Annotated in this window: 22 protein-coding genes; 10 read left to right on the top strand and 12 right to left on the bottom strand. The window is 63.0% G+C overall.

Features of this window, described 5'->3' with window-relative positions:
* Positions 1 to 190 precede the first annotated feature (190 nt).
* Both ACIQUI_RS11320 and mqo read left to right on the top strand, forming a co-directional pair.
* A complete protein-coding gene (locus ACIQUI_RS11320) occupies positions 191 to 424 on the top strand; it encodes a hypothetical protein (RefSeq protein ID WP_403198271.1) in 234 nt (77 codons plus the stop codon).
* A gap of 601 nt (positions 425 to 1,025) precedes the next feature.
* Positions 1,026 to 2,534 (top strand): malate dehydrogenase (quinone), encoded by a 1,509-nt coding sequence (gene mqo / locus ACIQUI_RS11325; RefSeq protein WP_403198273.1) that lies wholly within the window; start codon positions 1,026 to 1,028, stop codon positions 2,532 to 2,534.
* A gap of 176 nt (positions 2,535 to 2,710) precedes the next feature.
* Here mqo and ACIQUI_RS11330 read toward each other — a convergent pair whose 3' ends face one another.
* The 4 genes from ACIQUI_RS11330 to ACIQUI_RS11345 all read right to left on the bottom strand — a co-directional run bounded on the left by ACIQUI_RS11330 (position 2,711) and on the right by ACIQUI_RS11345 (position 4,716).
* Positions 2,711 to 3,001 carry a PA4642 family protein gene (locus ACIQUI_RS11330; RefSeq protein ID WP_201207385.1) on the bottom strand — a complete coding sequence of 97 codons (291 nt, stop codon included), beginning with the start codon at positions 2,999 to 3,001 and terminating at the stop codon, positions 2,711 to 2,713.
* Between the two features lie 68 nt (positions 3,002 to 3,069).
* Entirely contained in the window at positions 3,070 to 3,540 is a 471-nt protein-coding gene (locus tag ACIQUI_RS11335; RefSeq protein WP_391124168.1) for a hypothetical protein, read from the bottom strand.
* Positions 3,541 to 3,682: 142 nt separating this feature from the next.
* Complete coding sequence (locus ACIQUI_RS11340; RefSeq protein WP_403198276.1) at positions 3,683 to 4,156, bottom strand: WbuC family cupin fold metalloprotein; 474 nt, start codon at positions 4,154 to 4,156, stop codon at positions 3,683 to 3,685.
* A 2-nt stretch (positions 4,157 to 4,158) separates the two neighbouring features.
* A complete protein-coding gene (locus ACIQUI_RS11345) occupies positions 4,159 to 4,716 on the bottom strand; it encodes a hypoxanthine-guanine phosphoribosyltransferase (RefSeq protein WP_403198278.1) in 558 nt (185 codons plus the stop codon).
* Positions 4,717 to 4,876: 160 nt separating this feature from the next.
* Between ACIQUI_RS11345 and upp the strand changes: the two genes are divergently transcribed.
* The gene (gene upp / locus ACIQUI_RS11350; protein WP_403198280.1) at positions 4,877 to 5,515 is read left to right on the top strand and encodes a uracil phosphoribosyltransferase; all 639 of its coding nucleotides are present in this window, start codon (positions 4,877 to 4,879) and stop codon (positions 5,513 to 5,515) included.
* Positions 5,516 to 5,517: 2 nt separating this feature from the next.
* Positions 5,518 to 6,792: a uracil-xanthine permease family protein gene (locus tag ACIQUI_RS11355; RefSeq protein ID WP_258655209.1), complete on the top strand. Its 1,275-nt coding sequence runs from the start codon at positions 5,518 to 5,520 to the stop codon at positions 6,790 to 6,792.
* A 132-nt stretch (positions 6,793 to 6,924) separates the two neighbouring features.
* Here the strand turns inward: ACIQUI_RS11355 and hemH are convergent, their stop codons facing one another.
* A complete protein-coding gene (gene hemH / locus ACIQUI_RS11360; protein WP_403198282.1) occupies positions 6,925 to 7,938 on the bottom strand; it encodes a ferrochelatase in 1,014 nt (337 codons plus the stop codon).
* Positions 7,939 to 7,951: 13 nt separating this feature from the next.
* Positions 7,952 to 8,857, bottom strand: a complete 906-nt coding sequence (locus ACIQUI_RS11365) for a TIGR01777 family oxidoreductase (protein WP_403198284.1) — start codon at positions 8,855 to 8,857, stop codon at positions 7,952 to 7,954.
* A 187-nt stretch (positions 8,858 to 9,044) separates the two neighbouring features.
* On the opposite strand from ACIQUI_RS11365, the gene ACIQUI_RS11370 reads away from it, so the two are divergent.
* From ACIQUI_RS11370 to ACIQUI_RS11390, 5 genes are all read left to right on the top strand, one after another.
* Positions 9,045 to 10,031 (top strand): FAD-dependent oxidoreductase, encoded by a 987-nt coding sequence (locus ACIQUI_RS11370; RefSeq protein WP_391124150.1) that lies wholly within the window; start codon positions 9,045 to 9,047, stop codon positions 10,029 to 10,031.
* 100 nt (positions 10,032 to 10,131) lie between these two features.
* Positions 10,132 to 11,100, top strand: a complete 969-nt coding sequence (locus ACIQUI_RS11375) for a YbgA family protein (protein ID WP_403198287.1) — start codon at positions 10,132 to 10,134, stop codon at positions 11,098 to 11,100.
* Entirely contained in the window at positions 11,090 to 11,992 is a 903-nt protein-coding gene (locus tag ACIQUI_RS11380) for a MerR family transcriptional regulator (protein ID WP_403198290.1), read from the top strand. The genes ACIQUI_RS11375 and ACIQUI_RS11380 overlap by 11 nt, the downstream gene beginning before the upstream one ends.
* Positions 11,983 to 13,410, top strand: a complete 1,428-nt coding sequence (phrB, locus tag ACIQUI_RS11385; RefSeq protein WP_403198293.1) for a deoxyribodipyrimidine photo-lyase — start codon at positions 11,983 to 11,985, stop codon at positions 13,408 to 13,410. The genes ACIQUI_RS11380 and phrB overlap by 10 nt, the downstream gene beginning before the upstream one ends.
* An 11-nt stretch (positions 13,411 to 13,421) precedes the next feature.
* Positions 13,422 to 14,120 carry an SDR family NAD(P)-dependent oxidoreductase gene (locus tag ACIQUI_RS11390; RefSeq protein WP_403198296.1) on the top strand — a complete coding sequence of 233 codons (699 nt, stop codon included), beginning with the start codon at positions 13,422 to 13,424 and terminating at the stop codon, positions 14,118 to 14,120.
* 124 nt (positions 14,121 to 14,244) lie between these two features.
* On the opposite strand, the gene ACIQUI_RS11395 is transcribed toward ACIQUI_RS11390, so the two are convergent.
* The 6 genes from ACIQUI_RS11395 to hemA all read right to left on the bottom strand — a co-directional run bounded on the left by ACIQUI_RS11395 (position 14,245) and on the right by hemA (position 19,590).
* On the bottom strand, positions 14,245 to 14,763 hold the full coding sequence (locus tag ACIQUI_RS11395) for an acyloxyacyl hydrolase (protein ID WP_403198298.1): 519 nt from the start codon (positions 14,761 to 14,763) through the stop codon (positions 14,245 to 14,247).
* 101 nt (positions 14,764 to 14,864) lie between these two features.
* On the bottom strand, positions 14,865 to 15,662 hold the full coding sequence (murI, locus tag ACIQUI_RS11400) for a glutamate racemase (protein ID WP_403198301.1): 798 nt from the start codon (positions 15,660 to 15,662) through the stop codon (positions 14,865 to 14,867).
* Positions 15,655 to 16,410: a molybdopterin-synthase adenylyltransferase MoeB gene (locus tag ACIQUI_RS11405; protein WP_403198304.1), complete on the bottom strand. Its 756-nt coding sequence runs from the start codon at positions 16,408 to 16,410 to the stop codon at positions 15,655 to 15,657. The genes murI and ACIQUI_RS11405 overlap by 8 nt, the downstream gene beginning before the upstream one ends.
* Complete coding sequence (prmC, locus tag ACIQUI_RS11410; protein ID WP_403198306.1) at positions 16,404 to 17,234, bottom strand: peptide chain release factor N(5)-glutamine methyltransferase; 831 nt, start codon at positions 17,232 to 17,234, stop codon at positions 16,404 to 16,406. The genes ACIQUI_RS11405 and prmC overlap by 7 nt, the downstream gene beginning before the upstream one ends.
* Positions 17,234 to 18,316, bottom strand: coding sequence for a peptide chain release factor 1 (gene prfA, locus ACIQUI_RS11415; RefSeq protein WP_403198309.1), 1,083 nt, complete (start codon positions 18,314 to 18,316; stop codon positions 17,234 to 17,236). Before prfA ends, prmC begins: the two co-directional genes overlap by 1 nt.
* Positions 18,313 to 19,590 (bottom strand): glutamyl-tRNA reductase, encoded by a 1,278-nt coding sequence (hemA, locus tag ACIQUI_RS11420; RefSeq protein ID WP_391124120.1) that lies wholly within the window; start codon positions 19,588 to 19,590, stop codon positions 18,313 to 18,315. The genes prfA and hemA overlap by 4 nt, the downstream gene beginning before the upstream one ends.
* A gap of 661 nt (positions 19,591 to 20,251) precedes the next feature.
* Between hemA and ACIQUI_RS11425 the strand changes: the two genes are divergently transcribed.
* On the top strand, positions 20,252 to 21,973 hold the full coding sequence (locus tag ACIQUI_RS11425; RefSeq protein ID WP_403198311.1) for a tetratricopeptide repeat protein: 1,722 nt from the start codon (positions 20,252 to 20,254) through the stop codon (positions 21,971 to 21,973).
* The last annotated feature ends 4 nt before the right edge of the window (positions 21,974 to 21,977 follow it).

Here is a 21,977-nt window from a genome sequence, read left to right on the forward strand (position 1 = left end):
AAATGCGGCAAAGGCCCACAGTATACCTAGCGGCAAGCTGTAAGCGGCAAGCGGCAAGAAAAAGCAGATCGCGCGGGCAGCAGGCATTTGCTTGCAGCTTGCAGCTTGTCGCTTGAAGCTCGCTGTCACAATCGTTTCATGGCCCCGCCCTTATCCTTGCGCCAAGCCCTAACGCACAGGACTCGCCGCCATGGCTTCGCTCTGGACCCTGCTCTTCCAACGCCCGCGCCACAACGCCTACGCCCGCCTCGATGCCCAGGGCAAATGCCTGGCCTTCAAGCAATGCAGCCAGGCACCCGGTGGCAGTGGCTGGGTCCAGGTGAGTGAAATCCAGCTGGCCTGGCTGGGCCGCGAGCTGCCCGCCGACGCCCGGGCTTGCACACGCGCAAGCCGCCGCTGGCACCAGCGCATCCTCGCAGCCTGACAAACGCTGCAATAAAAAGCCACGAATGGCGACATTTCTGCCCGCGACATCGCTATAATCTCCCCCCGATTATAAGGACGTCTCCTGATCGGGCCCCGCACTCGCCGATTGACCCCGGCAACTTCACTGCCTAGCCCACAGAGAGCCTTCCACTCAGGTCTTGCATCGGCTGTCGTGCCTGCTTTTCCGGCCCTTCACACTGCATGAACCTGCGGGTTGCCATCGCGCAGTCCCCTTTTGAGGTTCACGTCTCCAAAAGAGCGTGAAAAAACGGTTTTCACAACTTCACAAGAGTGTGGCGAGCAAATGAACAGTCTGGCATGTGCAAAAGCGGCAGATGTGTCCCGAACAGCCCTGAACAGGCGGCAAATTCACTCATCCCGCATGAGTGTCTGAACCGTTCCATAACGCACGCACGACACCTTGACCATAAGTCGAATTGCCGCACCCGTGGCAAACGGCGTTCAATACCCGAACCCGAAGACTGATTGGCGGTGTCCGCGGAAGTTGCAAGAACTGCGAAAAGTCGGACATGGCGACCCTGGCGAACCCAGGTCCTATGCTGTCAATTAGGTAGCTGTAGATTGTGGAGACGCGTTAAATGGCGCAGAACGAATCGGTTGATGTGGTACTGGTAGGCGCAGGCATCATGAGTGCCACCCTGGCCGTACTGCTCAAGGAGCTCGACCCGACCCTGAAGCTTGAGGTCGTGGAGGCGATGGACTCCGGAGCCGCGGAAAGCTCCAACCCCTGGAACAACGCAGGCACCGGCCACGCTGGCCTGTGCGAGCTTAACTACACGCCGCAGGCCGCCGATGGCAGCATCGACATCAAGAAGGCCGTGCACATCAACACCCAGTTCGAGGTTTCTCGTCAGTTCTGGGCCTACCTGAGCAAGAAGGGCAACTTTGGCTCGGCGCGTGCGTTCATCAACCCTGTCCCGCACCTGAGCTACGTCGAGGGTGACAAGGGTGTTTCGTTCCTCAAGAAGCGCTTCGAGCTGCTCAAGCAGCACCACGCCTTCGCCGACATGGAATACACCGAAGACAAGGCGGTGATGAACGACTGGATGCCGCTGATGATGCCAGGCCGCCCGGCGGACCAGCACATTGCAGCTACCCGCGTAGCCAAAGGCACCGACGTCAACTTCGGCGCCCTGACCAACAAGCTGCTCAAGCTGCTGGGCGACTCGCCGGACGCGCAGGTGAAGTACAGCAAGAAGGTTGTCGGCCTGCGCCGTAATGGCAACGGCTGGACCGTGAGCATCAAGGACGTCAACAGCGGCGGCAGCCGCGAAGTGGACGCCCGCTTCGTCTTCCTCGGCGCCGGTGGCGCGGCCCTGCCGCTGCTGCAAGCGTCTGGCATCCCGGAAAGCAAAGGCTTTGGCGGCTTCCCTGTCAGTGGCCAGTGGCTGCGTTGCGACAACCCGGAAATCGTCAAGCAGCACCAGGCCAAGGTCTACAGCCAGGCCGCCGTGGGCGCCCCGCCGATGTCGGTTCCGCACCTGGACACCCGCGTCGTGGACGGCAAGACTTCGTTGCTGTTCGGCCCATACGCAGGCTTCACCACCAAGTTCCTCAAGCACGGTTCGTTGATGGACCTGCCGCTGTCGGTGCGCATGGGCAACATCGGCCCGATGCTGGCCGTGGCCCGCGACAACATGGACCTGACCAAATACCTGGTCAGCGAAGTGATGCAGTCGATGGAGCAGCGCCTGGAAGCCCTGCGCCGCTTCTACCCGCAGGCCAAGGCCGAAGACTGGCGCCTGGAAGTGGCTGGTCAGCGTGTGCAGATCATCAAGAAAGACCCGAAGAAAGGCGGCGTGCTGCAATTTGGTACCGAGTTGGTCTCGGCTCAGGATGGCAGCCTGGCTGCATTGCTCGGCGCTTCGCCGGGTGCGTCGGTAACCGTGTCGATCATGCTGGAACTGATCGAACGCTGCTTCCCCGAGCAGGCCAAAGGTGCCTGGGCTGCCAAGCTCAAGGAAATCTTCCCGGCTCGCGAGAAGACCTTGGCCACCGATGCCGCCCTGTACCACAAGATCAGCGCCGACAACGACGTGGCGCTGGACCTGGTAGAAAGCAGCCCGGCGGCCAAGCACTACGCCTGAGCCGCCCGGTAACGAAAAAACGCCCCTCGGGGCGTTTTTTTGTGCCTGGTTCTTTGTCAGCCTGTGCCGGCCTCTTCGCGGGCTCGCCCGCTCCCACAGGGATAGCGAAAAGCCTGGGGCAACGCGAAACCTGTGGGAGCGGGCATGCCCGCGAAGAGGCCGGTACAGGCTAACGATCAGCCACGGGCGTTAGCGATAATCTCGACGTACTCAGGCGCATTGCGCTGGTCGGCAATCTGCTCGACAAAGGTCTTGCCATGCTCGTCCTTGCCATCCAGGTCCAGGCCAGCCTCGACAAAGAAGCCGACAAAGCGCTCGAAGTCGTCGACGCGCAGGCCACGGTAGGCCTTGACCAGCTTGTGCAGCGACGGCGAGGTCACGCCATCGGCCGGTTCGAACTGAAGGAACGACTTGATGTAATCGTCGCTGATTTCGTCGCCGATTACCTGTTTCTTGTCTTTACGCATTGCCGACTCCAACTGGGCCATCACGGAATTTCGAAGGCCGGCAGTTTACCCCCCGCAGCCTGCGTGCCTCAACGCGTACGTACGGTGCCGGTGTGCAGGTCGGCCCAGATGTGGCCGTTGGCATAGGTCAGAAACTGCACATACAGCGTTTCATTGCGCAGCAAGTCCATGATCACCCGGTAATCGCTGACCGGGTAATTCAGGCTCAGGGTGCGGGTTTTCTCGTCATACACGGGTTTCTTCAGGCTCTTGGCCGCTTCACCGTCGAAGGTCAGCAGCACCTGGGCAATGGTCGCCCCCTTGCTCAGCGGTTTGCCCTTGAGGCGCACCTGCAACGATGAGGTGATCGGGATCGGCTGCTGATCGGACTGGCGCTGGGCGCCGACCACCACCGAGTAGTCGGTCACTTGCAGCAATTGCTGCCCGGTCGGCGCTTCCTGGCGCAGGGAGAGATCGTCGGGTGGCAGGAACTGGCTGTGCAGCGGTGCGGCGGCGAGTGGCAGGCTGACTGCCAGCAGGAGGGGAAGAATCGCACGCATGTGAGGCTCCTTGTATGAAGGAGCACTCTAGCACGCTGTGCCTGGGCTGTACCGGCCTCATCGCCGGCAAGCCAGCTCCCACAGGTACGGCGCTATCCTTGTGGGAGCTGGCTTGCCGGCGATGAGGCCGGTAAGGGCAACATCAATCGAACTGCGCGAGCATCCAGGCCTGGTACTCGGCCACGCCGGCTTCACCCTCGCGCGGCGCCCAGTGTGCATGTTCGCCTTCGCCCACCGGCCGGTACGGCCCGGCCTTGCACTCGAACAGGATGCTGTCCGGCTCCAGTACCACCAGGCCATGGTAGGTACCGGGGGCAAGATCCACGCCCAGGCAGTCGCCGCCTGCCTGCAACACCCGCTTGTCGGTCACCGCGCCCTGCTCATCGAAGATCAGCAGGCCCAGACGGCCCTTGAGCACGATCAGGGCTTCGGCCTTGTCGTCGCTCAAGTGGCGGTGTGGCGGAATGTAGGTGTTCGGCTGCAGCCCGACCGCCATGCGGTGGCAAGGCTCTTCCATTTCATGGAAGTTATGGTGCTGCCGCCCGCGCGGGTTGGCAGCAGCCTTTTCGGCCAGCCCGGCGAACAGCGATTGGTCGATGAACGCAGGCTGGCGCATGGTCACATCCCCTTCACGGCGAAGATGCCGTTGGCGTTGCGCCAGTAGCCTTTGTAGTCCATGCCGTAACCGAAGATGTAGCGATCGACGCACGGCAGGCCTACGTAGTTGGCCTTGAGGTCCGGGCTGGCCTTGCGGTCATGGTCCTTGTCGATCAGGACCGCGGTGTGCACCGAGCGTGCGCCGGCATGCTTGCAGAACTCGATGATGGCGCCGAGGGTGTGGCCTTCGTCGAGGATGTCGTCGACGATCAGCACGTCACGGTCGATGAACGACACTTCTGGCTTGGCCTTCCAGAACAGCTCACCGCCGCTGGTCTGGTTGCGGTAGCGGGTGGCATGCAGGTACGAGGCTTCCAGCGGGAACTGCAGGTGGGTCAGCAGTTTGCCGGCGAAAATCAGGCCGCCGTTCATCACGCAGAACACCACCGGGTTCTTGTCGTGCAGGTCTTTGCAGATCTGCACGCCGACGTTGGCGATGGCCGCTTCGACTTCAGCTTCGTTGTACAGGCAGTCAGCTTCAAGCATGACTTGACGGATGTGCTCGAGATCGGCGGACATGGCGCTCTCCGGGGGGGCATTTTGGAAAAGCGGGCAAAGGTACGCATCCGCTCGTCCCAGATCAAGCATTTATGGACTAACGTCCAGAATGACCAGACGACAGCACAGGCTGAATAGATTAATCTAGCGCGGTTTTTTTGCCCGCCTTTCGGAGCCCCCTATGCCCACTCGTGAGATCCGCCATCCGCTGATCCGCCACAAGCTCGGCCTGATGCGCCGTGCTGATATCAGCACCAAGAATTTTCGCGAACTCGCCCAGGAAGTCGGCGCGCTTCTGACCTATGAAGCCACCCAGGACCTGCCACTCGAAACCTACGAGATCGACGGCTGGTGTGGCAAGGTGCAAGTTGAAAAAATCGCCGGCAAGAAGATTACCGTGGTGCCTATCCTGCGCGCCGGTATCGGCATGCTCGACGGCGTACTCAGCCTGATCCCCGGTGCCAAGGTCAGCGCCGTCGGCGTTGCCCGCAACGAAGAAACCTTCGAAGCCCACACCTACCTGGAAAAGCTCGCACCGGACATCAACCAGCGCCTGGCCCTGATCATCGACCCGATGCTGGCCACCGGTGGTTCGATGGTCGCTACCATCGACCTGCTGAAAAAGGCCGGCTGCAAAGAAATTCGCGCCATGGTCCTGGTCGCCGCGCCAGAAGGCATTGAAGTGGTGGAAAAAGCCCACCCGGACGTGAAGATCTACACCGCGTCGATCGACCAGCGCCTGAACGAGCACGGCTACATCGTGCCGGGCCTGGGCGATGCCGGTGACAAGATCTTCGGCACCAAGCAAAAGGACGCCTGACCATGCAGGACGGCTTCAACGACCCGCTCTGGCGCCAGGTCGTTTCGGGCGCGCAGATGCTCTTCGTGGCATTCGGCGCGCTGGTGCTGATGCCACTGATCACCGGCCTCGACCCGAACGTCGCGCTGTTCACCGCAGGCATCGGCACCCTGCTGTTCCAGCTGGTCACCGGCCGCCAGGTACCGGTGTTCCTGGCCTCCAGCTTTGCCTTCATCACCCCGATCATCCTCGCCAAGGGCCAGTTCGGCCTGGCCGAGACCATGGGCGGCGTAATGGCCGCAGGCTTCGTGTACACGTTCATGGGCCTGATGGTGAAAATCAAGGGCACCGGTTTCATCGACCGCATGCTGCCGCCGGTGGTGATCGGCCCGGTGATCATCTCCATCGGCCTGGCCATGGCGCCGATCGCCGCCAACATGGCAATGGGCAAAGGTGGGGATGGCGCTGCGCTGATGCCCTACAAGACCGCCATGCTCATCTCCATGCCGGCCTTGCTGACCACATTGATCGTTGCTGTATTCGGCAAAGGTATTTTCCGCCTGGTGCCGATCATCTCCGGCGTGCTGGTGGGCTTTGCCCTGTCGTTCGCGTTTGGCGTCGTGGATACTGCCAAGATCGCCGCCGCTCCGTGGCTGGAAATCCCCAACTTCACCGCGCCAGCGTTCAACTGGCAGGCCATCCTGTTCATCGTCCCGGTCGCCCTGGCACCGGCGATCGAGCACATCGGCGGGGTGATCGCGGTCGGTAGCGTGACCGGCCGTGACTACCTGAAAAAGCCTGGCCTGCACCGCACCCTGCTGGGTGACGGCCTTGCCACCACGGCAGCCGGCCTGTTCGGCGGCCCGCCCAACACCACCTACGCCGAAGTAACCGGTGCGGTGATGCTGACCAAGAACTACAACCCGAAGATCATGACCTGGGCGGCGGTGTTTGCCATTACCCTGGCATTCATCGGCAAGTTCGGCGCGCTGCTGCAAAGCATCCCGGTGCCGGTGATGGGCGGCATTCTGTGCCTGCTGTTCGGTTCGATCGCGGCGGTGGGCATGAACACCATGATCCGCCACAAGATCGATCTGGCCGAAGCGCGCAACCTGGTGATCGTGTCGGTAACCCTGGTGTTTGGTATCGGCGGCGTGCTGATTGGCAGCGGTGACGGCCCGGATGACTGGGGCCTGAAGGGCATTGCCCTGTGTGCGATCGTGGCGATTGCGCTGAACCTGATCCTGCCGGGCAATGATGGCTGGAAGCACAAGAAGCTGGATGATCAGTTGCCTTGATCCGGCTTTAGCCTGATCTGGCCCTATCGCCGGCAAGCCAGCTCCCACAGGTAAACCACAGATTTCCAATACTGTGATCATCCTGTGGGAGCTGGCTTGCCGGCGATAGGGCCAGTTCAGGAGAGGGGAAAATCAGGCTTTTTCACACATATCAGCCAACACCCTCACCCACTCCGGGTGATCATTCAGGCACGGCACCAGCACCAGCTCCCGTCCGCCCGCCTCGACAAATTGCTCGCTGCCACGCATGCCAATTTCCTCCAGCGTCTCGATGCAATCGGCGACAAACGCCGGGCACATCACCAGCAGTTTCTTCACCCCTGCCTTGGCCAGCTCGTCCAGCCGTGCCTCGGTATAGGGCTCAATCCACTTGGCCCGCCCCAGCCGCGACTGGAACGACACCGACCACTTGCCATCCGGAATGCCCATTTTCTGCGCAAAAGCCTTGGCCGTGGCCAGGCACTGCCCGCGGTAGCACACCGCACGCATCTCGGCGCTGGCATCCTTGCAGCAGTCGGCGGCCTGGAAGTCGTGCTTGCCGGTCGGGTCCAGCTTCTTCAGGTGCCGCTCCGGCAAGCCGTGGAAGCTCAGCAGCAGGTGGTCGTAATCCTGCTCCAGATACGGCCGGGCGCTGGCGGCCAGCGCCTCGATGTAGGCCGGGTGATCGTAGAACGGCTGTAGCACGCGCATCTGCAACGGCAGCTGGCGCTCGCTGACCGTCTGCCTGGCCAGCTCGATCACGGTGGTCACCGTGCTATCGGCGAACTGTGGATAAAGCGGCGCCAAGGTCACCTTGCTTACGCCCTGGGCCGCCAGGCGCTCCAGCACCTCGGGCAAGGCTGGCTGGCCATAGCGCATGGCAATCTCCACCGGGCCATGGGGCCAGTGCTCGACCATGGCTGCCTGCAGACGACGGGTCAGCACCACCAGCGGCGAGCCCTCTTCCCACCAGATCGAGCCGTAGGCATGCGCCGACTGCTCCGGGCGCTTGATCAGGATCAGCGACACCAGCAAACGCCGCACCGGCCAGGGCAGGTCGATCACATACGGGTCCATCAGGAACTGGTTGAGGTAGCGGCGCACATCGGCCACCGAGGTGGAGGCCGGGGAACCCAGGTTGACCAGCAGCAGGGCGTGATCGGTCATGCAGCGTCCTATGTCAGAGGCGGCTGGACAGGTTGTCCAGAGCCGATTGCAGATCGTTGAAGCGGAAGGTAAAGCCAGCTGCCAGCAAGCGTACCGGCCGTGCCCGCTGGCCGCCCAGCAGCAAGGTCGACATCTCGCCCAGGCCGGCCTTGAGCAGCAATGCCGGCACCGGCAGCAGCGCCGGCCGATGCAGGGCACGCCCCAGACGCCTTGCAAATTCGCGGTTACGCACTGGCTCCGGGGCGCAGGCATTATAAGGACCGCTGGCATCCTTGTGCTGCAAGAGAAAATCAATCAGGGCGACCTGGTCGTCTATATGGACCCACGGCATCCACTGCCGACCACCGCCCAAAGGCCCGCCCAGCCCCAGCTTGAAGGGCACGCGCAGGCGCGACAAAAAGCCGCCATCGCTGGCCAGTACCAACCCGGTGCGCACCAGCACCACGCGCAGGCCCTGTGCCTGGGAGCGCAGGGCGGTTTCCTCCCAGGCGATGCACAACTGGCTGGCGAAGTCTTCGCGCACCGGCGGTGACGCCTCGCTCAGCTCGCGCTCGCCACCATCACCGTACCAGCCCACCGCCGAGCCGGAAATCAGCACTTCAGGGCGTTGCTCCCGGGTGCCCAGCCAGCTCAACAACTGCTCGGTCAAGGTGACGCGGCTGGCCCAGAGCAGGTTGCGCCGGGCTGCCGTCCAGGGCCGGTCGGCAATCGGCGCACCGGCCAGGTTGACCACCGCGTCCAGCTGATCGTCCGCCTCCAGCTGATCCAGACGGGCGATCCCACGCACGCCACTGCCACAGATTTTCGGCACTTGCTCAGGTCGTCGGCTCCACACCGTCAGGCGATGGCCCTGGCCAAGCCAGTACTGGCAGAGGTGTTTGCCAATCAATCCGGTGCCGCCGGTCAGCAATATATGCATGGCTGTGTCCTCGCAGAATGCTGAGGTGGTCTATTTTTAACATCAAGGCACTTTTTTGACCCGACGCTCTCGGATAAACATAGGCCAACCTGCCCGCCAAAGCGGAATAACCTTATACAGATTTTCTGGATTGTACAGGTTTGCCTGACAGCGTAGTCTGCTTACAGCAAGGTTTGAAGAGGCCATCATGACAGTACCTATCGCCATCATCGGGGCCGGTATCGCCGGCTTGTCAGCTGCCCAGGCTTTGCAGAAGGCCGGGCAATCCGTGCACTTGTTCGACAAAGGCCACGGCAGTGGCGGGCGCATGGCCAGCAAGCGCAGCGAGGCCGGTGCGCTTGACCTTGGCGCGCAGTACTTCACCGCCCGTGACCGGCGCTTCGTCGAGCAGGTTCAACAATGGGTTGCTGCGGGCTGGGCCGAGCAGTGGAAACCGCAGCTGTACAACTACCGTGACGGCGAACTAACCCCCTCCCCCGACGAACAGACGCGCTGGGTAGGCGTGCCCCGCATGAGCGCCATCACCCGCGGCCTGCTCAAGGATGTGACGGTGAACTTCGGCTGCCGCATCGCCGAAGTGTTTCGCGGCAAGCAGTTCTGGCACCTGCAGGACACCGAAGGCTGCAGCCACGGCCCCTACAGCCGCGTGGTGATCGCCGTGCCGGCACCGCAGGCCACGCCACTGCTGGCCTCTACCCCAAAACTGGCCGCCGTGGCTGCGGGCGTGCAAATGGAGCCAGTCTGGGCTGTCGCCCTGGCCTTCCAGGCACCTTTGGACACCCCGATGCAAGGCTGCTTCGTGCAGGACAACCCGCTCGACTGGCTGGCGCGCAACCGCAGCAAACCCGGCCGTGACGAGCATCTCGATACCTGGGTACTGCACGCCACGTCTGACTGGAGCCGGCAGCACATCGACCTGTCCAAGGAAGAAGTGATCGAACATCTGCGGGGCGAATTTGCCGAACTGGTCGGCTGCGTGGTACCCGCCCCTTCCTTCGCTTTGGCCCACCGCTGGCTCTACGCACGCCCCAGCAGCAATCACGAATGGGGCGCGCTGGCCGATGCCGACCAAGGCTTGTACGCCTGCGGCGATTGGTGCCTGTCCGGGCGAGTAGAAGGCGCCTGGCTTAGCGGCCAGGAAGCAGCGCGACGGCTGCTCGAACACTTGGAGTGATGTAGCGCTATACACAAATTCTAGTTTGCATAACTTCCTGGCTGTGCTGGAATAAACTTGTACAAGATTTGCGTAGCGTACAGGTTTACCGGAGGCAGCCATGCACGACCCCTCGACCCACTGCAAGCCGCGTATCGCTATCAGCGCCTGCCTGACCGGGCACAGCGTGCGTTACAACGGCGGCCACAAGGCTTCGGACCTGTGCCGTACGCAACTGGATGCTCATTTCGACTGGCTGCCCGTCTGCCCGGAGGTGGCCATCGGCCTGGGCGTACCGCGCGACCCGATCCGCCTGGTCGGTAACCCCGAGCGGCCGGAAGTGGTCGGCACTCGCAATCCTGGCATGGACCTGACCGGCCCTTTGCACAGCTACGGCGAGCAAATGGCCCGCGAACTCGACGACATCTGCGGCTACATCTTCATGCAGAAATCACCTTCTTGCGGCCTTGAGCGGGTGAAGGTGTACCAGGACAACGGCCACCCGGCTTTCCTGGGTGGGCGCGGCGTATACGCAGCGGCCTTCTGCGCACAACGCCCGGACCTGCCAGTGGAAGAGGAAGGCCGCCTGCATGACCCGGTATTGCGGGAAAACTTCATCAGCCGTGTGTACGCCTACGCCGACTGGCAGCGCCTGCTGGCCGAAGGCCTTAGCCGTGGCGCGCTGGTGCGCTTTCATTCCCGTTACAAATACCTGGTGATGGCCAACAACCCTCAGGCCTATCGCACCTTGGGCCGACTGCTGGGCAGCATGAACCGGGACGACGACCCGCAACTTGTCGGCCCGCGCTACTTCAGCGAGCTGATGCAGGCCCTGCGCCGCTGCGCCAGCCGCGGCACCCATTGCAATGTGCTGCAGCACCTGAGCGGCTATTTCAAAAACAACCTGACGCAACAGGACAAGGCCGAGTTGCAGACAGTCATCAGCCAGTACCAGCAAGGCGTGGTGCCGCTGGTCGTTCCGCTGACCCTGATCAAGCACCATTTGCGCAAGCACCCTGACCCCTACCTGCAGCAGCAGGCCTACCTGCAGCCGCACCCTGAAAGCCTGGGCCTGCGCAATGCGGTCTGAAAGCTTGCTGCCCATCGGCGAACTGGCCCGCCGCACTGGCGTCAACCCGGTCACCCTACGCGCCTGGGAGCGCCGATATGGCTTGCTCAAGCCGCAGCGCACTGAAAAAGGGCATCGCCTGTATCCCTTGGAACAGGTCGAACGGGTCGAGGCCATTCTTGGCTGGCTGCAACGAGGGGCATCGGTCGGCCAAGTGCGCGAACTGATCGACCACCCCACCAGTACGACGCCTCCAAGTGGAGACTGGCACGCCAGGCAGTCAGTGTTGACAGAGGCCATCGCCAACCTGTCGCAACGTGCGCTCGACCAACAGCTCAACCAGGCCATGGCCCTGTACCCGGCCGTCACCCTGTGCGAGCAATTGCTCATGCCGCTGCTCGACCTGCTAGACCTGCGCTGGCGCACCTACTTCAATGCGCAGCTGGAACAGGTTTTTTTCCACAGCTGGCTGCGCAGCAAGCTTGGCGCCCGGGTCTACCACGACAACCAGCTGCTGCAGGGCCCTGCTGTGCTACTGGTAGTAGACAGCGAGCGTGCCTTCAGCCCGGGTCTATGGTTATGCGCCTGGCTGTTGACCAGCAATGGCTTCCCGGTCGAGGTGCTGGAACACCCGGTCACCGGCCAGCACCTGCAACGCGCTGTAACCACGCTCAACCCCCGCGCCGTGCTGCTGCACCTGGGGCCACGCATCGATGCCAAGGCACTGCAGCGCACCCTGCTCAACCTGCCCGTGAAAACCCTGGCCGGTGGCCCGACGCTGGCGCTGCACGAAGCCCAGTTGCGTGCCCTGGAACTGCCCAACCTCGCCCTGTTCGATACCCCTCAGGCGGCATTGCGTTTGCTTCAAGCCCATGACCGCCAGCCTGTAGAGACCATTGCACCATGCACCTGACCTGGCTGCGCAGCGACCTGCGCATCAATGACAACACTGCACTCAGCGCCGCCAGCGAGCGCGGCCCTACCATCGCCCTGTGGCTGATCAGCCCCGGCCAATGGCAGGCCCACGACGACGCTGCCTGCAAAGTCGACTTCTGGCTGCGCAACCTGCGTGATTTGCGCAAGTCGCTGCAAGACCTGAACATTCCCCTGCTGATCCGCACCATCGACACCTGGGACCAGGCCCCTCAAGCCGTCCTTGAGGTATGCCGCCAGCATCAGGTGGCAAGCGCTCACTGGAACGAAGAGTACGGCGTAAACGAACAACGCCGCGACGACGCCACCCGCGCCCTGTTGGAAAAATCGGGCATCCAGGCACACAGCCACCTCGACCAGTTGTTCTTCCGCCCCGGCACCATCCTCACGCGCAGTGGCGACTACTTCCAGGTCTTCAGCCAGTTCAAGAAAACCTGCCTGGGGCACCTGCACCGCAGCCTGCCTGCCATGGCCCACCGAGTGAAACCCCAGGCACCGCTGCCAATCAGCAGTGACCCGATCCCCCAACACGTGGACGGGTTCGAAAAGCCTGAGCGTGCCCTGAGCGACCACTGGCCGGCCGGTGAGGCTGAGGCGCAAGCGCGGTTGTCGCGCTTTCTTGACGAAACCATCGATGACTACCAGCAGTTGCGCGACCTGCCGGCCAAGCCGGGTACCAGCCAGCTCTCCACCTACCTGGCTGCGGGCGTGATTTCACCGCGCCAGTGCCTGCACGGCGCATTGGCCAGCAACCGGGGCGAGTTCGACAGTGGCAGCGTCGGCGTGCAGACCTGGGTCAACGAGCTGCTCTGGCGCGAATTCTACAAACACATCCTGACCGGCTACCCGCAGGTTTCACGGCACCGAGCCTTCCGCGCCCAGACTGAAGCGTTGCCCTGGCGTGATGCGCCGGCAGACCTGCAAGCCTGGGAACAGGGCCGCACCGGGTTCCCGATCATTGATGCGGCCATGCGCCAGTTGCTGCACACCGGGTGGATGCACAACCGCCTGCGCATGGTGGTGGCCATGTTCCTCAGCAAGAACCTGCTGATCGACTGGCGCAAGGGCGAGCGGCATTTCATGCGCCACCTGATAGACGGTGACCTGGCCGCCAACAATGGCGGCTGGCAGTGGAGTGCGTCCACCGGCACCGACGCAGTGCCCTATTTCCGCATCTTCAACCCGATTTCGCAGTCGCAGCGCTTCGACCCTCAAGGGCGCTTCATTCGACAATGGTTACCTGAACTGGAGGGGCTCGATGAAAAGACCATTCACCAACCGATGAAATCGACGGATCTTTTTGCTAATAGTTTGTATCAAAGTCCAATAGTAGAACTTAGTAGTAGTCGCTTGCGTGCATTGGAGGCTTTCAAGAGCCTGCCACGCCAGCAGCATTAGGGGAAAACGTCTTGACTCACTCACGCAGGTTTTGGGTTACAGGCGCAAGCAATGGACTTGGCTTGGCATTGGTGGAACGGATGCTGGAACAGGGGCATCGTGTCGCGGCAAGCGGCAAGGATGATGAGGTGCTCGATGGCTTGAGCGCGCGCTATGGCAGCCAGCTGTTGCGCGTGCCTTGGCAACTGCATGAAGAACAACAGGCAGCGGCCGCTTCCCAGCAAATATGCCATGCCTGGTGTTCGCTGGATGGCCTGATCATCAATGCGGGTACCAGTGACTACTTGGCTGATGATGTTTCCGACAGCGAGCTGATCGAGGCCATTGTCACCAGTAACCAAGTGGCCGCTGAGCATTGCCTGGGCTATGCATTGCCATTGCTGGCGCAGGGCGATTCGCCACAGGTGATGGCGGTTTTCAACCGTTACTCAGCGTTGCAGTTGTATGCACCGACGCAGGTCACGGCAGGTTGGAACAGCACGCCACAATGGATGCGCGAGCAGCGCAAGGCACTGGATGCTCATGGGGTTCAGCTCACAGTGGTGGGGCCACAATCCTTGAAGACACCTGTTACGCCTGCCCAGGCGATACCGGAGGAGTGGACGCCGCAGAGTGCGGCTGAAGAACTGTTGCGGCGGTGGCCACAAAGGGAGCCGGAACTGGTACTTGAGACCCTGGACCTCAGCAGCCTCTGGCCGTTGAGGCCCTAGGCACTCAAACCTGCACCGGCCTCTTCGCGGGCAAGCCCGCTCCCACAGGATCACCACAAGATTCAAGACCTGTGCTGTACCTGTGGGAGCGGGTTTACCCGCGAAGAGGCCGGCGCAGGAAAAATCAGAGCGCCATGCGGTAATGCAGGCTATAGCTCTCCACCCCATCGTTGGGCTCTTTGATACCGGCATTGGAGTAGTGAATCGCCCTCACGCCGATCTCATGCCCACCCGCAAAGCGCAAGCCAAAGCCGATGCGGTCCTCGAACTGAAACGCCGAGCCTAGTTCGTTGCTTTCCAGTTCGGTGCTGGAAAACGCCGCAACGCCGATCCCTGCTTCGATGTAGGGCTTCACCGACTGCCCGGCAAATTCATAGACGAATACCGGTGCAAAGGACAGGCTATGGTTGCTGGCCGTCTTGTCGCCATCCCAATAGGTATAGGCCCCATCCCAGTAGCCGGTCAGCCGGCCGACGCTGGTCTGCCACCAGCTAGCGTCCCAGTTCGATTGCAGCCCCAGCCGATAGACCATGGTCGAGTCACCGGTCTGCCCCACCGAAAACGAAACGTCGGCAGCCTGCGCCGACAGCGCTTGCCCCAGGGTAAAGACGGCAGCCGCCGCCAAGCCGAGCAGTTTCTTCATGAGAAACATCCTTCATCGCTGTTATTAGTGTCCGCCTCATTTCAGGCAAAGCGGTAGAAAGCAGCAGTGGAACGATAGTTCAGCTATTTTTCACGTTTTTTTTACAACGCAAAGCTTTGCACATCGTCGGACTTATGCCACAGCACAGGTAGGATTTTTCTCAGGGTTTCTGGGTCAGCGCTGGTCCAGAAGCGGGCCTCGCCAGCCGGGCCTTCGGCCAGCAGATCATTGGCACCCAGCAGCCGCTGCAGTTGGCGCGCCACGGCCGCGCCCGTGTCGATGATTGCCACATCCGCTGGCACCAGCTCGGCCAGTAACGGGCGCAGGAAGGGGTAATGGGTGCAACCGAGGATCAGTGTGTCGCAGCCGGCGGCCAATAGCGGCTGCACATAGCCAAGCAGCATCTGGCGCAGCGCCACGCTGGCGAGATCGCCGGTCTCGATCAGTTCGACCAGCCCCGGGCAAGGCTGGGTGATGACCTGCACGTCGTTGGCAAAACGGTCGAGCAAAGCCGCGAACTTGGCGCTCTGCAGGGTACCGGTAGTGGCCAGCACACCGACCACGCCCGAGCGGGTAGCCGCCGCTGCGGGCTTCACGGCGGGCTCCATGCCCACCAGCGGCCAGGTTGGGTACAACTCGCGCAAGTCGGCCACCGCCGCCACCGTGGCGGTATTGCACGCAAGGACCATGGCCTTGGCGCCTTGCTCGTGGAAGAACGCGGCTATGCGCCGGCAGCGTTCACGGATGTAGTCCGGCGACTTCTCACCGTAAGGCACATGGCCGCAATCGGCCACATACAGCAGGGTCTCGTTGGGCAGCAAGCGCTGGATCTCGGCGAGCACCGACAAACCGCCGACCCCCGAGTCCATCACACCGACCGGCGCCGAACGCTCAACCATCGCGCTTGCCGCAAACTGCACAGGCCGGGTCGCGCTTGACGCGCAACTCACGGATACGGGTGCCAAGGGCATCGATCAACAACAGGCGGCCGACCAGCGGCTCACCGAAGCCAGCCAGCAATTTCATCGCCTCCAGCGCCTGCAAGCTGCCCACCAGGCCCACCAGTGGGCCGATCACGCCGGCTTCGCTGCAGGTCAGTTCATCTTCACTGCCATGCCCATACAAACAGTGGTAGCAGGGGCTGTAGTCACGCCGCGGGTCGAACACTGACAACTGCCCTTCCAGGCGGATCGCTGCGCCACTTACCAGTGGCTTGCCAGCCGCGACGCACGCGGCGTTGACCGCCTCGCGCGTGGCAAAATTGTCAGAGCAATCCAGCACCAGGTCGACCGCCGCCACGGCGGCAGCCAGCGAGTCCTCGTCCAGTGCCTGGCGATGGGCAACCAGGCTGATTTTCGGGTTGATCGCCCCCAGGCGCTGCAAGGCCGAGTCGACCTTGCTCATGCCAACACTTGCACTGTCGTGGATCACCTGGCGTTGCAGGTTGGTCAGGTCGACGGTGTCGAAGTCGGCGAGGTGCAGCTCACCTACCCCGGCGGCAGCCAGGTACAATGCTACCGGGGAGCCCAAGCCACCGAGGCCGACAATCAGTGCCTTGCTTTGCTTGAGCCGCAGTTGGCCGTCGATGTCGATCTGGGCCAGCAATACCTGCCGGCTGTAACGCAGCAGTTCCTCATCACTCAGCATGGCAGGCGCCCCAGGGTAATGCGTTCATGGCCGCCCAGGTCCGTTCGGCTGGCGACCTCGATAAAGCCCTGCTCGGTCAGCAAAGCACGTACCGCTGCTGCTTGGTCGTAGCCATGCTCCAGCAGCAGCCAGCCACCCGGTGACAGGTGCGCGGGGGCCTGGGCTGCAATCACACGCAGGTCGTCCAGGCCATCGGCGCCGGCCACCAGCGCACTGCTGGGCTCGAAGCGCACGTCACCGGCCACGAGGTGCGGGTCTGCGGCGGCGATGTAGGGCGGGTTGCTGACGATCAGGTCGAAACGCTCGCCGGCCAGGCTGTCGAACCAGTGGCTTACCTGTACCTGGGCGTTGGCCAGGCCAAGGCGCTGGCGATTGCGTTCGGCCAGGGCTGCGGCCTCTTCCACCCGGTCAACCGCTGTCACCTGCCAGGCCGGGCGATCGCTGGCCAGGGCCAGGGCAATGGCACCGGTACCGGTGCCCAGGTCGAGGACCTTGGCTGGCGAGGCGGCTTGAAGTTCGAGGGCGGTCTCGACCAACAGTTCGGTATCCGGCCGCGGAATCAGGGTATGCGGCGCCACCTCCAGGTCGATCGTCCAGAACCCCTGCTGCCCCAGGATATAGGCAACCGGCTCTCCGCCACGGCGGCGTTGCAGGTAACCGGCGTAGGTTTCGGCATCCTCGCTGCTGACAATGCGCTCGGGCCAGGTGTGCAGGTAGCTGCGCGACTTGCCGATGGCAGCCGCCAGCAGCAGCTCGGCATCCAGGCGCTCGGTGGGCGATTCGGGCAACTGCGCGTTACGCAGCAAGCTGGCAATGATGGTCATCAGTCCCCCAGGGCGGCCAGTTGATCGGCCTGGTATTCGGCCAGCAGTGGTTCGATCACCGCCTCCACGCCACCGCTGAGGATGTCGTCCAGCGAGTAAAGGGTCAGGTTGATACGGTGGTCGGTCACCCGGCCCTGTGGATAATTGTACGTGCGAATGCGCTCGGAGCGGTCACCGGAGCCCACCAGCAGCTTTCGCTCGCTGGCGATGGCATTCTGCGCAGCGCTGGTCTGCATGTCGTTGAGCTTGGCCGACAGCCAGGACATGGCACGGGCCCGGTTCTTGTGCTGCGAACGCTCTTCCTGGCACTCGACCACGATGCCGGTGGGCAAGTGGGTAATGCGGATGGCCGAGTCGGTCTTGTTCACGTGCTGGCCACCGGCACCGGATGCGCGGTAGGTATCCACGCGCAGGTCGGCCGGGTTGATTTCGATGGCTGCCTGCTCGTCCGGCTCGGGCAGCACCGCCACCGTGCAGGCGGAGGTGTGCACGCGGCCTTGGGATTCGGTCTCGGGCACGCGCTGCACGCGGTGGGCGCCGGACTCGAACTTGAGCTTGCCGTAGACGTTCTCACCCTCGACACGGGCGATGATTTCCTTGTAGCCGCCGTGCTCGCCCTCGTTCTCCGACAGGATCTCCAGGCGCCAGCCGCGTTTTTCGGCATAGCGCGAGTACATGCGGAACAGATCGCCAGAGAAGATCGCCGCCTCGTCGCCCCCTGTACCGGCGCGTATCTCGAGGAACACGTTGCGACCGTCGTTGGGGTCTTTGGGCAGCAGCATGCGTTGCAGCTGCGCCTCCAGCGTCAGCAGCTGTTCCTTGGCGTCACGCACTTCTTCCACGGCCATTTCGCGCAGGTCCGGGTCACTGTCCTTGAGCAGCGCCTGGGCGCCTTCAAGGTCGTCCTGCACTTTGCACCACTCTTTATAAGCAGCGTAGACGGGCTCGACCTCGGCGTATTCACGGGAGTACGCGCGAAAGCGGGTCTGGTCGGAAATGACCTCGGCATCACCAAGCAGGGCGGTGAGTTCTTCGAAGCGATCCTGGAGGATATCCAGTTTGTTCAGCAGCGACGCTTTCATTGCGGGGATTTGTCCGTCGAGCCCTCGTTGAGGGCAAAGAGTTCCTGGGCCATGGCCAGCGCATCGAGGCGGCCCTCGGCCGAGAGCTTTTTCAGCTGCACGCTAGGCGCATGCAGGAGTTTGTTGGTCAGGCCCCGGGCCAGGGCGGCCAGTACGTCTTCGGGGTTACCGCCGTTGGCTAGCAGGCGCTGGGCCTTTTGCAGTTCTTCGTCCCGCAGGCGTTCGCTTTGCTGGCGGTAGGCCTTGAGCACGTCCACCGCCGCCAGCTCGCGCAGGCGCAGCATGAAGTCTTCGGCGCCCACCGACACCAGCTCTTCCGCGGCCTGGGCGGCGCCCTGGCGGCTTTTGAGGTTTTCCGCCACCACGTCGTGCAGATCGTCGACAGTGTACAGGTAGACATCGTCCAGCTCGCCGACTTCCGGTTCGATGTCGCGTGGCACGGCGATATCGACCATGAAGATCGGTTTGTGCCGACGTTGCTTGAGCGCACTCTCGACCGCGCCCTTGCCCAGGATCGGCAACTGGCTGGCGGTAGAGCTGATGACGATGTCGCTGTTGGCCAGTTCCTGGGGAATGTCGGCCAGCAGCACTGCATGCGCGCCAAACTGCTCGGCCAGGATACTGGCCCGCTCCAGGGTACGGTTGGCCACGACGATACGGCGCACGCCCTGCTCGTGCAGGTGGCGGGCGACCAGGGTGATGGTTTCGCCGGCACCGATCAGCAGTGCCTGGCTACGGCCAAGGTCGGCGAATATCTGCTTGGCCAGGCTGACCGCGGCGAACGCCACCGATACCGGGTTTTCACCAATGGCGGTGTCGGTGCGCACCTGCTTGGCAGCGCTGAAAGTAGCCTGGAACAGGCGCCCGAGCAGCGGCCCGACGGTGCCGGCCTCACGCGCCACGGCGTAGGCGGACTTCATCTGGCCGAGGATCTGCGGCTCGCCGAGCACCAGCGAGTCCAGGCCCGACGCCACGCGCATCATGTGCTTCACGGCATCGTGCTCTTCGTGTACGTAGGCGCTGGCGCGCAACTCGTCGAGGCTAAGGCGGTGATAGTCGGCCAGCCATTGCAGCACGGCGTCGGCGGACAGGTGGTCCTGCTCTATATAGAGCTCGCTACGGTTGCAAGTCGACAGGATCGCCGCCTCGCGGCTGGACGTCAGTCGGCAGAGCTGCTGCAGGGCGTCTACCAGCTGCTCTGGGGTAAACGCCACGCGCTCGCGTACGTCTACCGAGGCAGTCTTATGGTTGATACCAAGTGCAAGAAAGGCCATGCAAGGTCGCTGGTTGTGACGGGAAGCCGATAATTGTCCTCTTTCGCAGGTTTTTGGACAACCACCGTTCGCTATTGTCGTGATAGCAGTGGGGTATGCCTTGATAGTTGCATGGGCGCGGAAATCGAGCGCCGCCCGCGCGACGCTTCGCGGTGTTCGCCTTGATGCTTTCTGCGCCTGTGAAATCGAGCGCCGCCCGCGCGGCGCTTCGCGGTGTTCGCCTTGATGCTTTCTGCGCCTGTGAAATCGAGCGCCGCCCGCGCGGCGCTTCGCGGGGCAAGCCCGCTCCCACATTTGTTGCAACGTGGCCATGCCTGTAGGTGAGGCGTTGCCCGCCTTGGTGTATGGCTCAAGGTAGGTGGGGCGGCGGCAGTGCCAGCCGAAGAATCGAGCCGGCCCGAGAAGGCGGGCAACCATGGCCTGTCAGGTTTGGCACGTTGCAACAAATGTGGGAGCGGGCTTGCCCCGCGAAGCGCCGCGCGGGCGGCGCTCGATCTCATAGGCGCAGACAATGCCAAGCCATGCACCCGGCACACCCAACAATCTCCGGAACCCTCCCCTTCCTCAAAGGTCGCAATTAACCAGCCACAGCACAGGTGGGTTTGCCCCCGCGCTTGTGTCATCATGCTCCGACCGCCGGTGAGTCCTTCTAAAGCCTTCTATGAACAAACCATACGCATTGCTGCTTGCCTTCGCCCTGCTCCAGGGCTGCCAGAGCCTGGCCCCGCAAAAGGCCGAGCCTCTTGTCCCCGAGGCCGGAAAAAGCGAGGCCCAAAAGCCCGTGGTGTATGGCTCGTTCAAGCAGGACACACTCTATAGCCTGCTGGTCGCAGAGCTGGCCGGCCAACGCAACCGCTTCGACATCGCCCTGGCCAACTACACCGACCAGGCGGCAAAAACCCAGGACCCCGGTGTTTCCGAGCGCGCCTACCGCATTGCCGAATACCTCGGTGCCGACGAGCCGTCGCTGGACAATGCCCTGGTCTGGGCCCGCAACGACCCGCAGAACCTCGACGCCCAGCGCGCTGCCGCCATCCAGCTGGCCCGCGCCGGCCGCTATGACGACTCCATGGCCTACATGGAAAAGGTGCTGCAGGGCCAAGGCGACACCCATTTCGACTTCCTCGCCCTGTCCGCCGCCGAAACCGACCAGAGCACCCGCGACGGCCTGCTGCAAAGCTTCGAGCGCCTGCTGGTGAAATACCCCGACAACGGCCAGCTTGTGTTCGGCAAGGCCCTGCTGCTGAACCAGGACGGCAAGGCCGAAGAGGCGCTGGAGCTGCTCGAGTCACACCCGGCGCAAAACGGCGAAATTGCCCCGATCCTGCTGCGCGCCCGCCTGCTGCAGGCCCTGGACCGCGGCCCGGAAGCACTGCCCCTGTTACGCGGGGCGATCCGCGACAACCCGGACGACAAGCGCCTGCGCCTGACCTACGCCCGCACCCTGGTCGAACAGGATCGCATCGCCGATGCCAAGGGCGAGTTCCTGAGCCTGGTCCAGCAATACCCCGACGATGACGAACTGCGCTACTCCCTGGCCCTGGTATGCCTGGAGAACAAGGACTGGGATGAAGCCGAAGGCTACCTGCAAGAGCTGATCGAGCGTGACAACAACGTCGACGCCGCACACCTGAACCTGGGCCGTATCCGCGAAGAACGCCACGACCCCGCAGGCGCCCTGCGCGAGTATGCCCTGGTCGGCCCCGGCCCAGACTACCTGCCAGCGCAACTGCGCCAGGCCGACATCCTGATTGCCAACGGCCGCGGTACCGACGCCTCACGCCTGCTCGCCGAGGCCCGCGAAGCCCAGCCGGACATTGCCATCCAGCTGTACCTGATCGAATCGGAAAGCTACAGCAACAACAACAAGGACGCCCAGGCCAGCCAGGTGCTGCAGCAAGCCATCCAGCGCTACCCGGACGACCTCAACCTGCTGTACACCCGCGCCATGCTGTCCGAAAAACGCGACGACCTGGCACAAATGGAAAAAGACCTGCGCGCCATCATCGCCCGCGAGCCGGAAAACGCCATGGCCTTGAACGCCCTGGGCTACACCCTGGCCGACCGCACCACCCGCTACGACGAAGCCAAGGCACTGATCGACAAGGCCCACCAGCTGACTCCGGACGACCCGGCAGTGCTCGACAGCCTGGGTTGGGTCAACTATCGCCTGGGCAACCTCGACGAGGCTGAAACCTACCTTCGCCAAGCCTTTGCCAACTTCCCCGACCACGAAGTGGCTGCCCACCTGGGCGAAGTGCTGTGGGCCAACGGCAAGCGCCGCGAAGCCCGCCAGGTATGGGCCAAGGGCTTCGCAGCCCAGGCCGACAGCCCCATCCTGCGCAAGACCGTTCTGCGCCTGACCGGATCCGAGACCCTTTAACGCC

Origin of the sequence: Pseudomonas sp. NPDC090592, from assembly GCF_044769185.1 — a bacterium.
GTDB lineage: Bacteria > Pseudomonadota > Gammaproteobacteria > Pseudomonadales > Pseudomonadaceae > Aquipseudomonas.

Excerpts from the sequence above, each read along its gene's own strand:
- hemA (WP_391124120.1), bottom strand. The coding sequence starts at position 19,590 with ATGGCCTTTCTTGCACTTGGTATCAACCATAAGACTGCCTCGGTAGAC.
- ACIQUI_RS11320 (WP_403198271.1), top strand. The coding sequence starts at position 191 with ATGGCTTCGCTCTGGACCCTGCTCTTCCAACGCCCGCGCCACAACGCC.
- upp (WP_403198280.1), top strand. The coding sequence starts at position 4,877 with ATGCCCACTCGTGAGATCCGCCATCCGCTGATCCGCCACAAGCTCGGC.
- phrB (WP_403198293.1), top strand. The coding sequence starts at position 11,983 with ATGCACCTGACCTGGCTGCGCAGCGACCTGCGCATCAATGACAACACT.
- prfA (WP_403198309.1), bottom strand. The coding sequence starts at position 18,316 with ATGAAAGCGTCGCTGCTGAACAAACTGGATATCCTCCAGGATCGCTTC.
- ACIQUI_RS11340 (WP_403198276.1), bottom strand. The coding sequence starts at position 4,156 with ATGCGCCAGCCTGCGTTCATCGACCAATCGCTGTTCGCCGGGCTGGCC.
- ACIQUI_RS11355 (WP_258655209.1), top strand. The coding sequence starts at position 5,518 with ATGCAGGACGGCTTCAACGACCCGCTCTGGCGCCAGGTCGTTTCGGGC.
- mqo (WP_403198273.1), top strand. The coding sequence starts at position 1,026 with ATGGCGCAGAACGAATCGGTTGATGTGGTACTGGTAGGCGCAGGCATC.
- ACIQUI_RS11365 (WP_403198284.1), bottom strand. The coding sequence starts at position 8,857 with ATGCATATATTGCTGACCGGCGGCACCGGATTGATTGGCAAACACCTC.
- ACIQUI_RS11345 (WP_403198278.1), bottom strand. The coding sequence starts at position 4,716 with ATGTCCGCCGATCTCGAGCACATCCGTCAAGTCATGCTTGAAGCTGAC.
- ACIQUI_RS11395 (WP_403198298.1), bottom strand. The coding sequence starts at position 14,763 with ATGAAGAAACTGCTCGGCTTGGCGGCGGCTGCCGTCTTTACCCTGGGG.
- hemH (WP_403198282.1), bottom strand. The coding sequence starts at position 7,938 with ATGACCGATCACGCCCTGCTGCTGGTCAACCTGGGTTCCCCGGCCTCC.
- ACIQUI_RS11330 (WP_201207385.1), bottom strand. The coding sequence starts at position 3,001 with ATGCGTAAAGACAAGAAACAGGTAATCGGCGACGAAATCAGCGACGAT.
- ACIQUI_RS11425 (WP_403198311.1), top strand. The coding sequence starts at position 20,252 with ATGAACAAACCATACGCATTGCTGCTTGCCTTCGCCCTGCTCCAGGGC.
- prmC (WP_403198306.1), bottom strand. The coding sequence starts at position 17,234 with ATGACCATCATTGCCAGCTTGCTGCGTAACGCGCAGTTGCCCGAATCG.
- ACIQUI_RS11380 (WP_403198290.1), top strand. The coding sequence starts at position 11,090 with ATGCGGTCTGAAAGCTTGCTGCCCATCGGCGAACTGGCCCGCCGCACT.
- ACIQUI_RS11375 (WP_403198287.1), top strand. The coding sequence starts at position 10,132 with ATGCACGACCCCTCGACCCACTGCAAGCCGCGTATCGCTATCAGCGCC.
- ACIQUI_RS11405 (WP_403198304.1), bottom strand. The coding sequence starts at position 16,410 with ATGCTGAGTGATGAGGAACTGCTGCGTTACAGCCGGCAGGTATTGCTG.
- ACIQUI_RS11370 (WP_391124150.1), top strand. The coding sequence starts at position 9,045 with ATGACAGTACCTATCGCCATCATCGGGGCCGGTATCGCCGGCTTGTCA.
- murI (WP_403198301.1), bottom strand. The coding sequence starts at position 15,662 with ATGGTTGAGCGTTCGGCGCCGGTCGGTGTGATGGACTCGGGGGTCGGC.
- ACIQUI_RS11335 (WP_391124168.1), bottom strand. The coding sequence starts at position 3,540 with ATGCGTGCGATTCTTCCCCTCCTGCTGGCAGTCAGCCTGCCACTCGCC.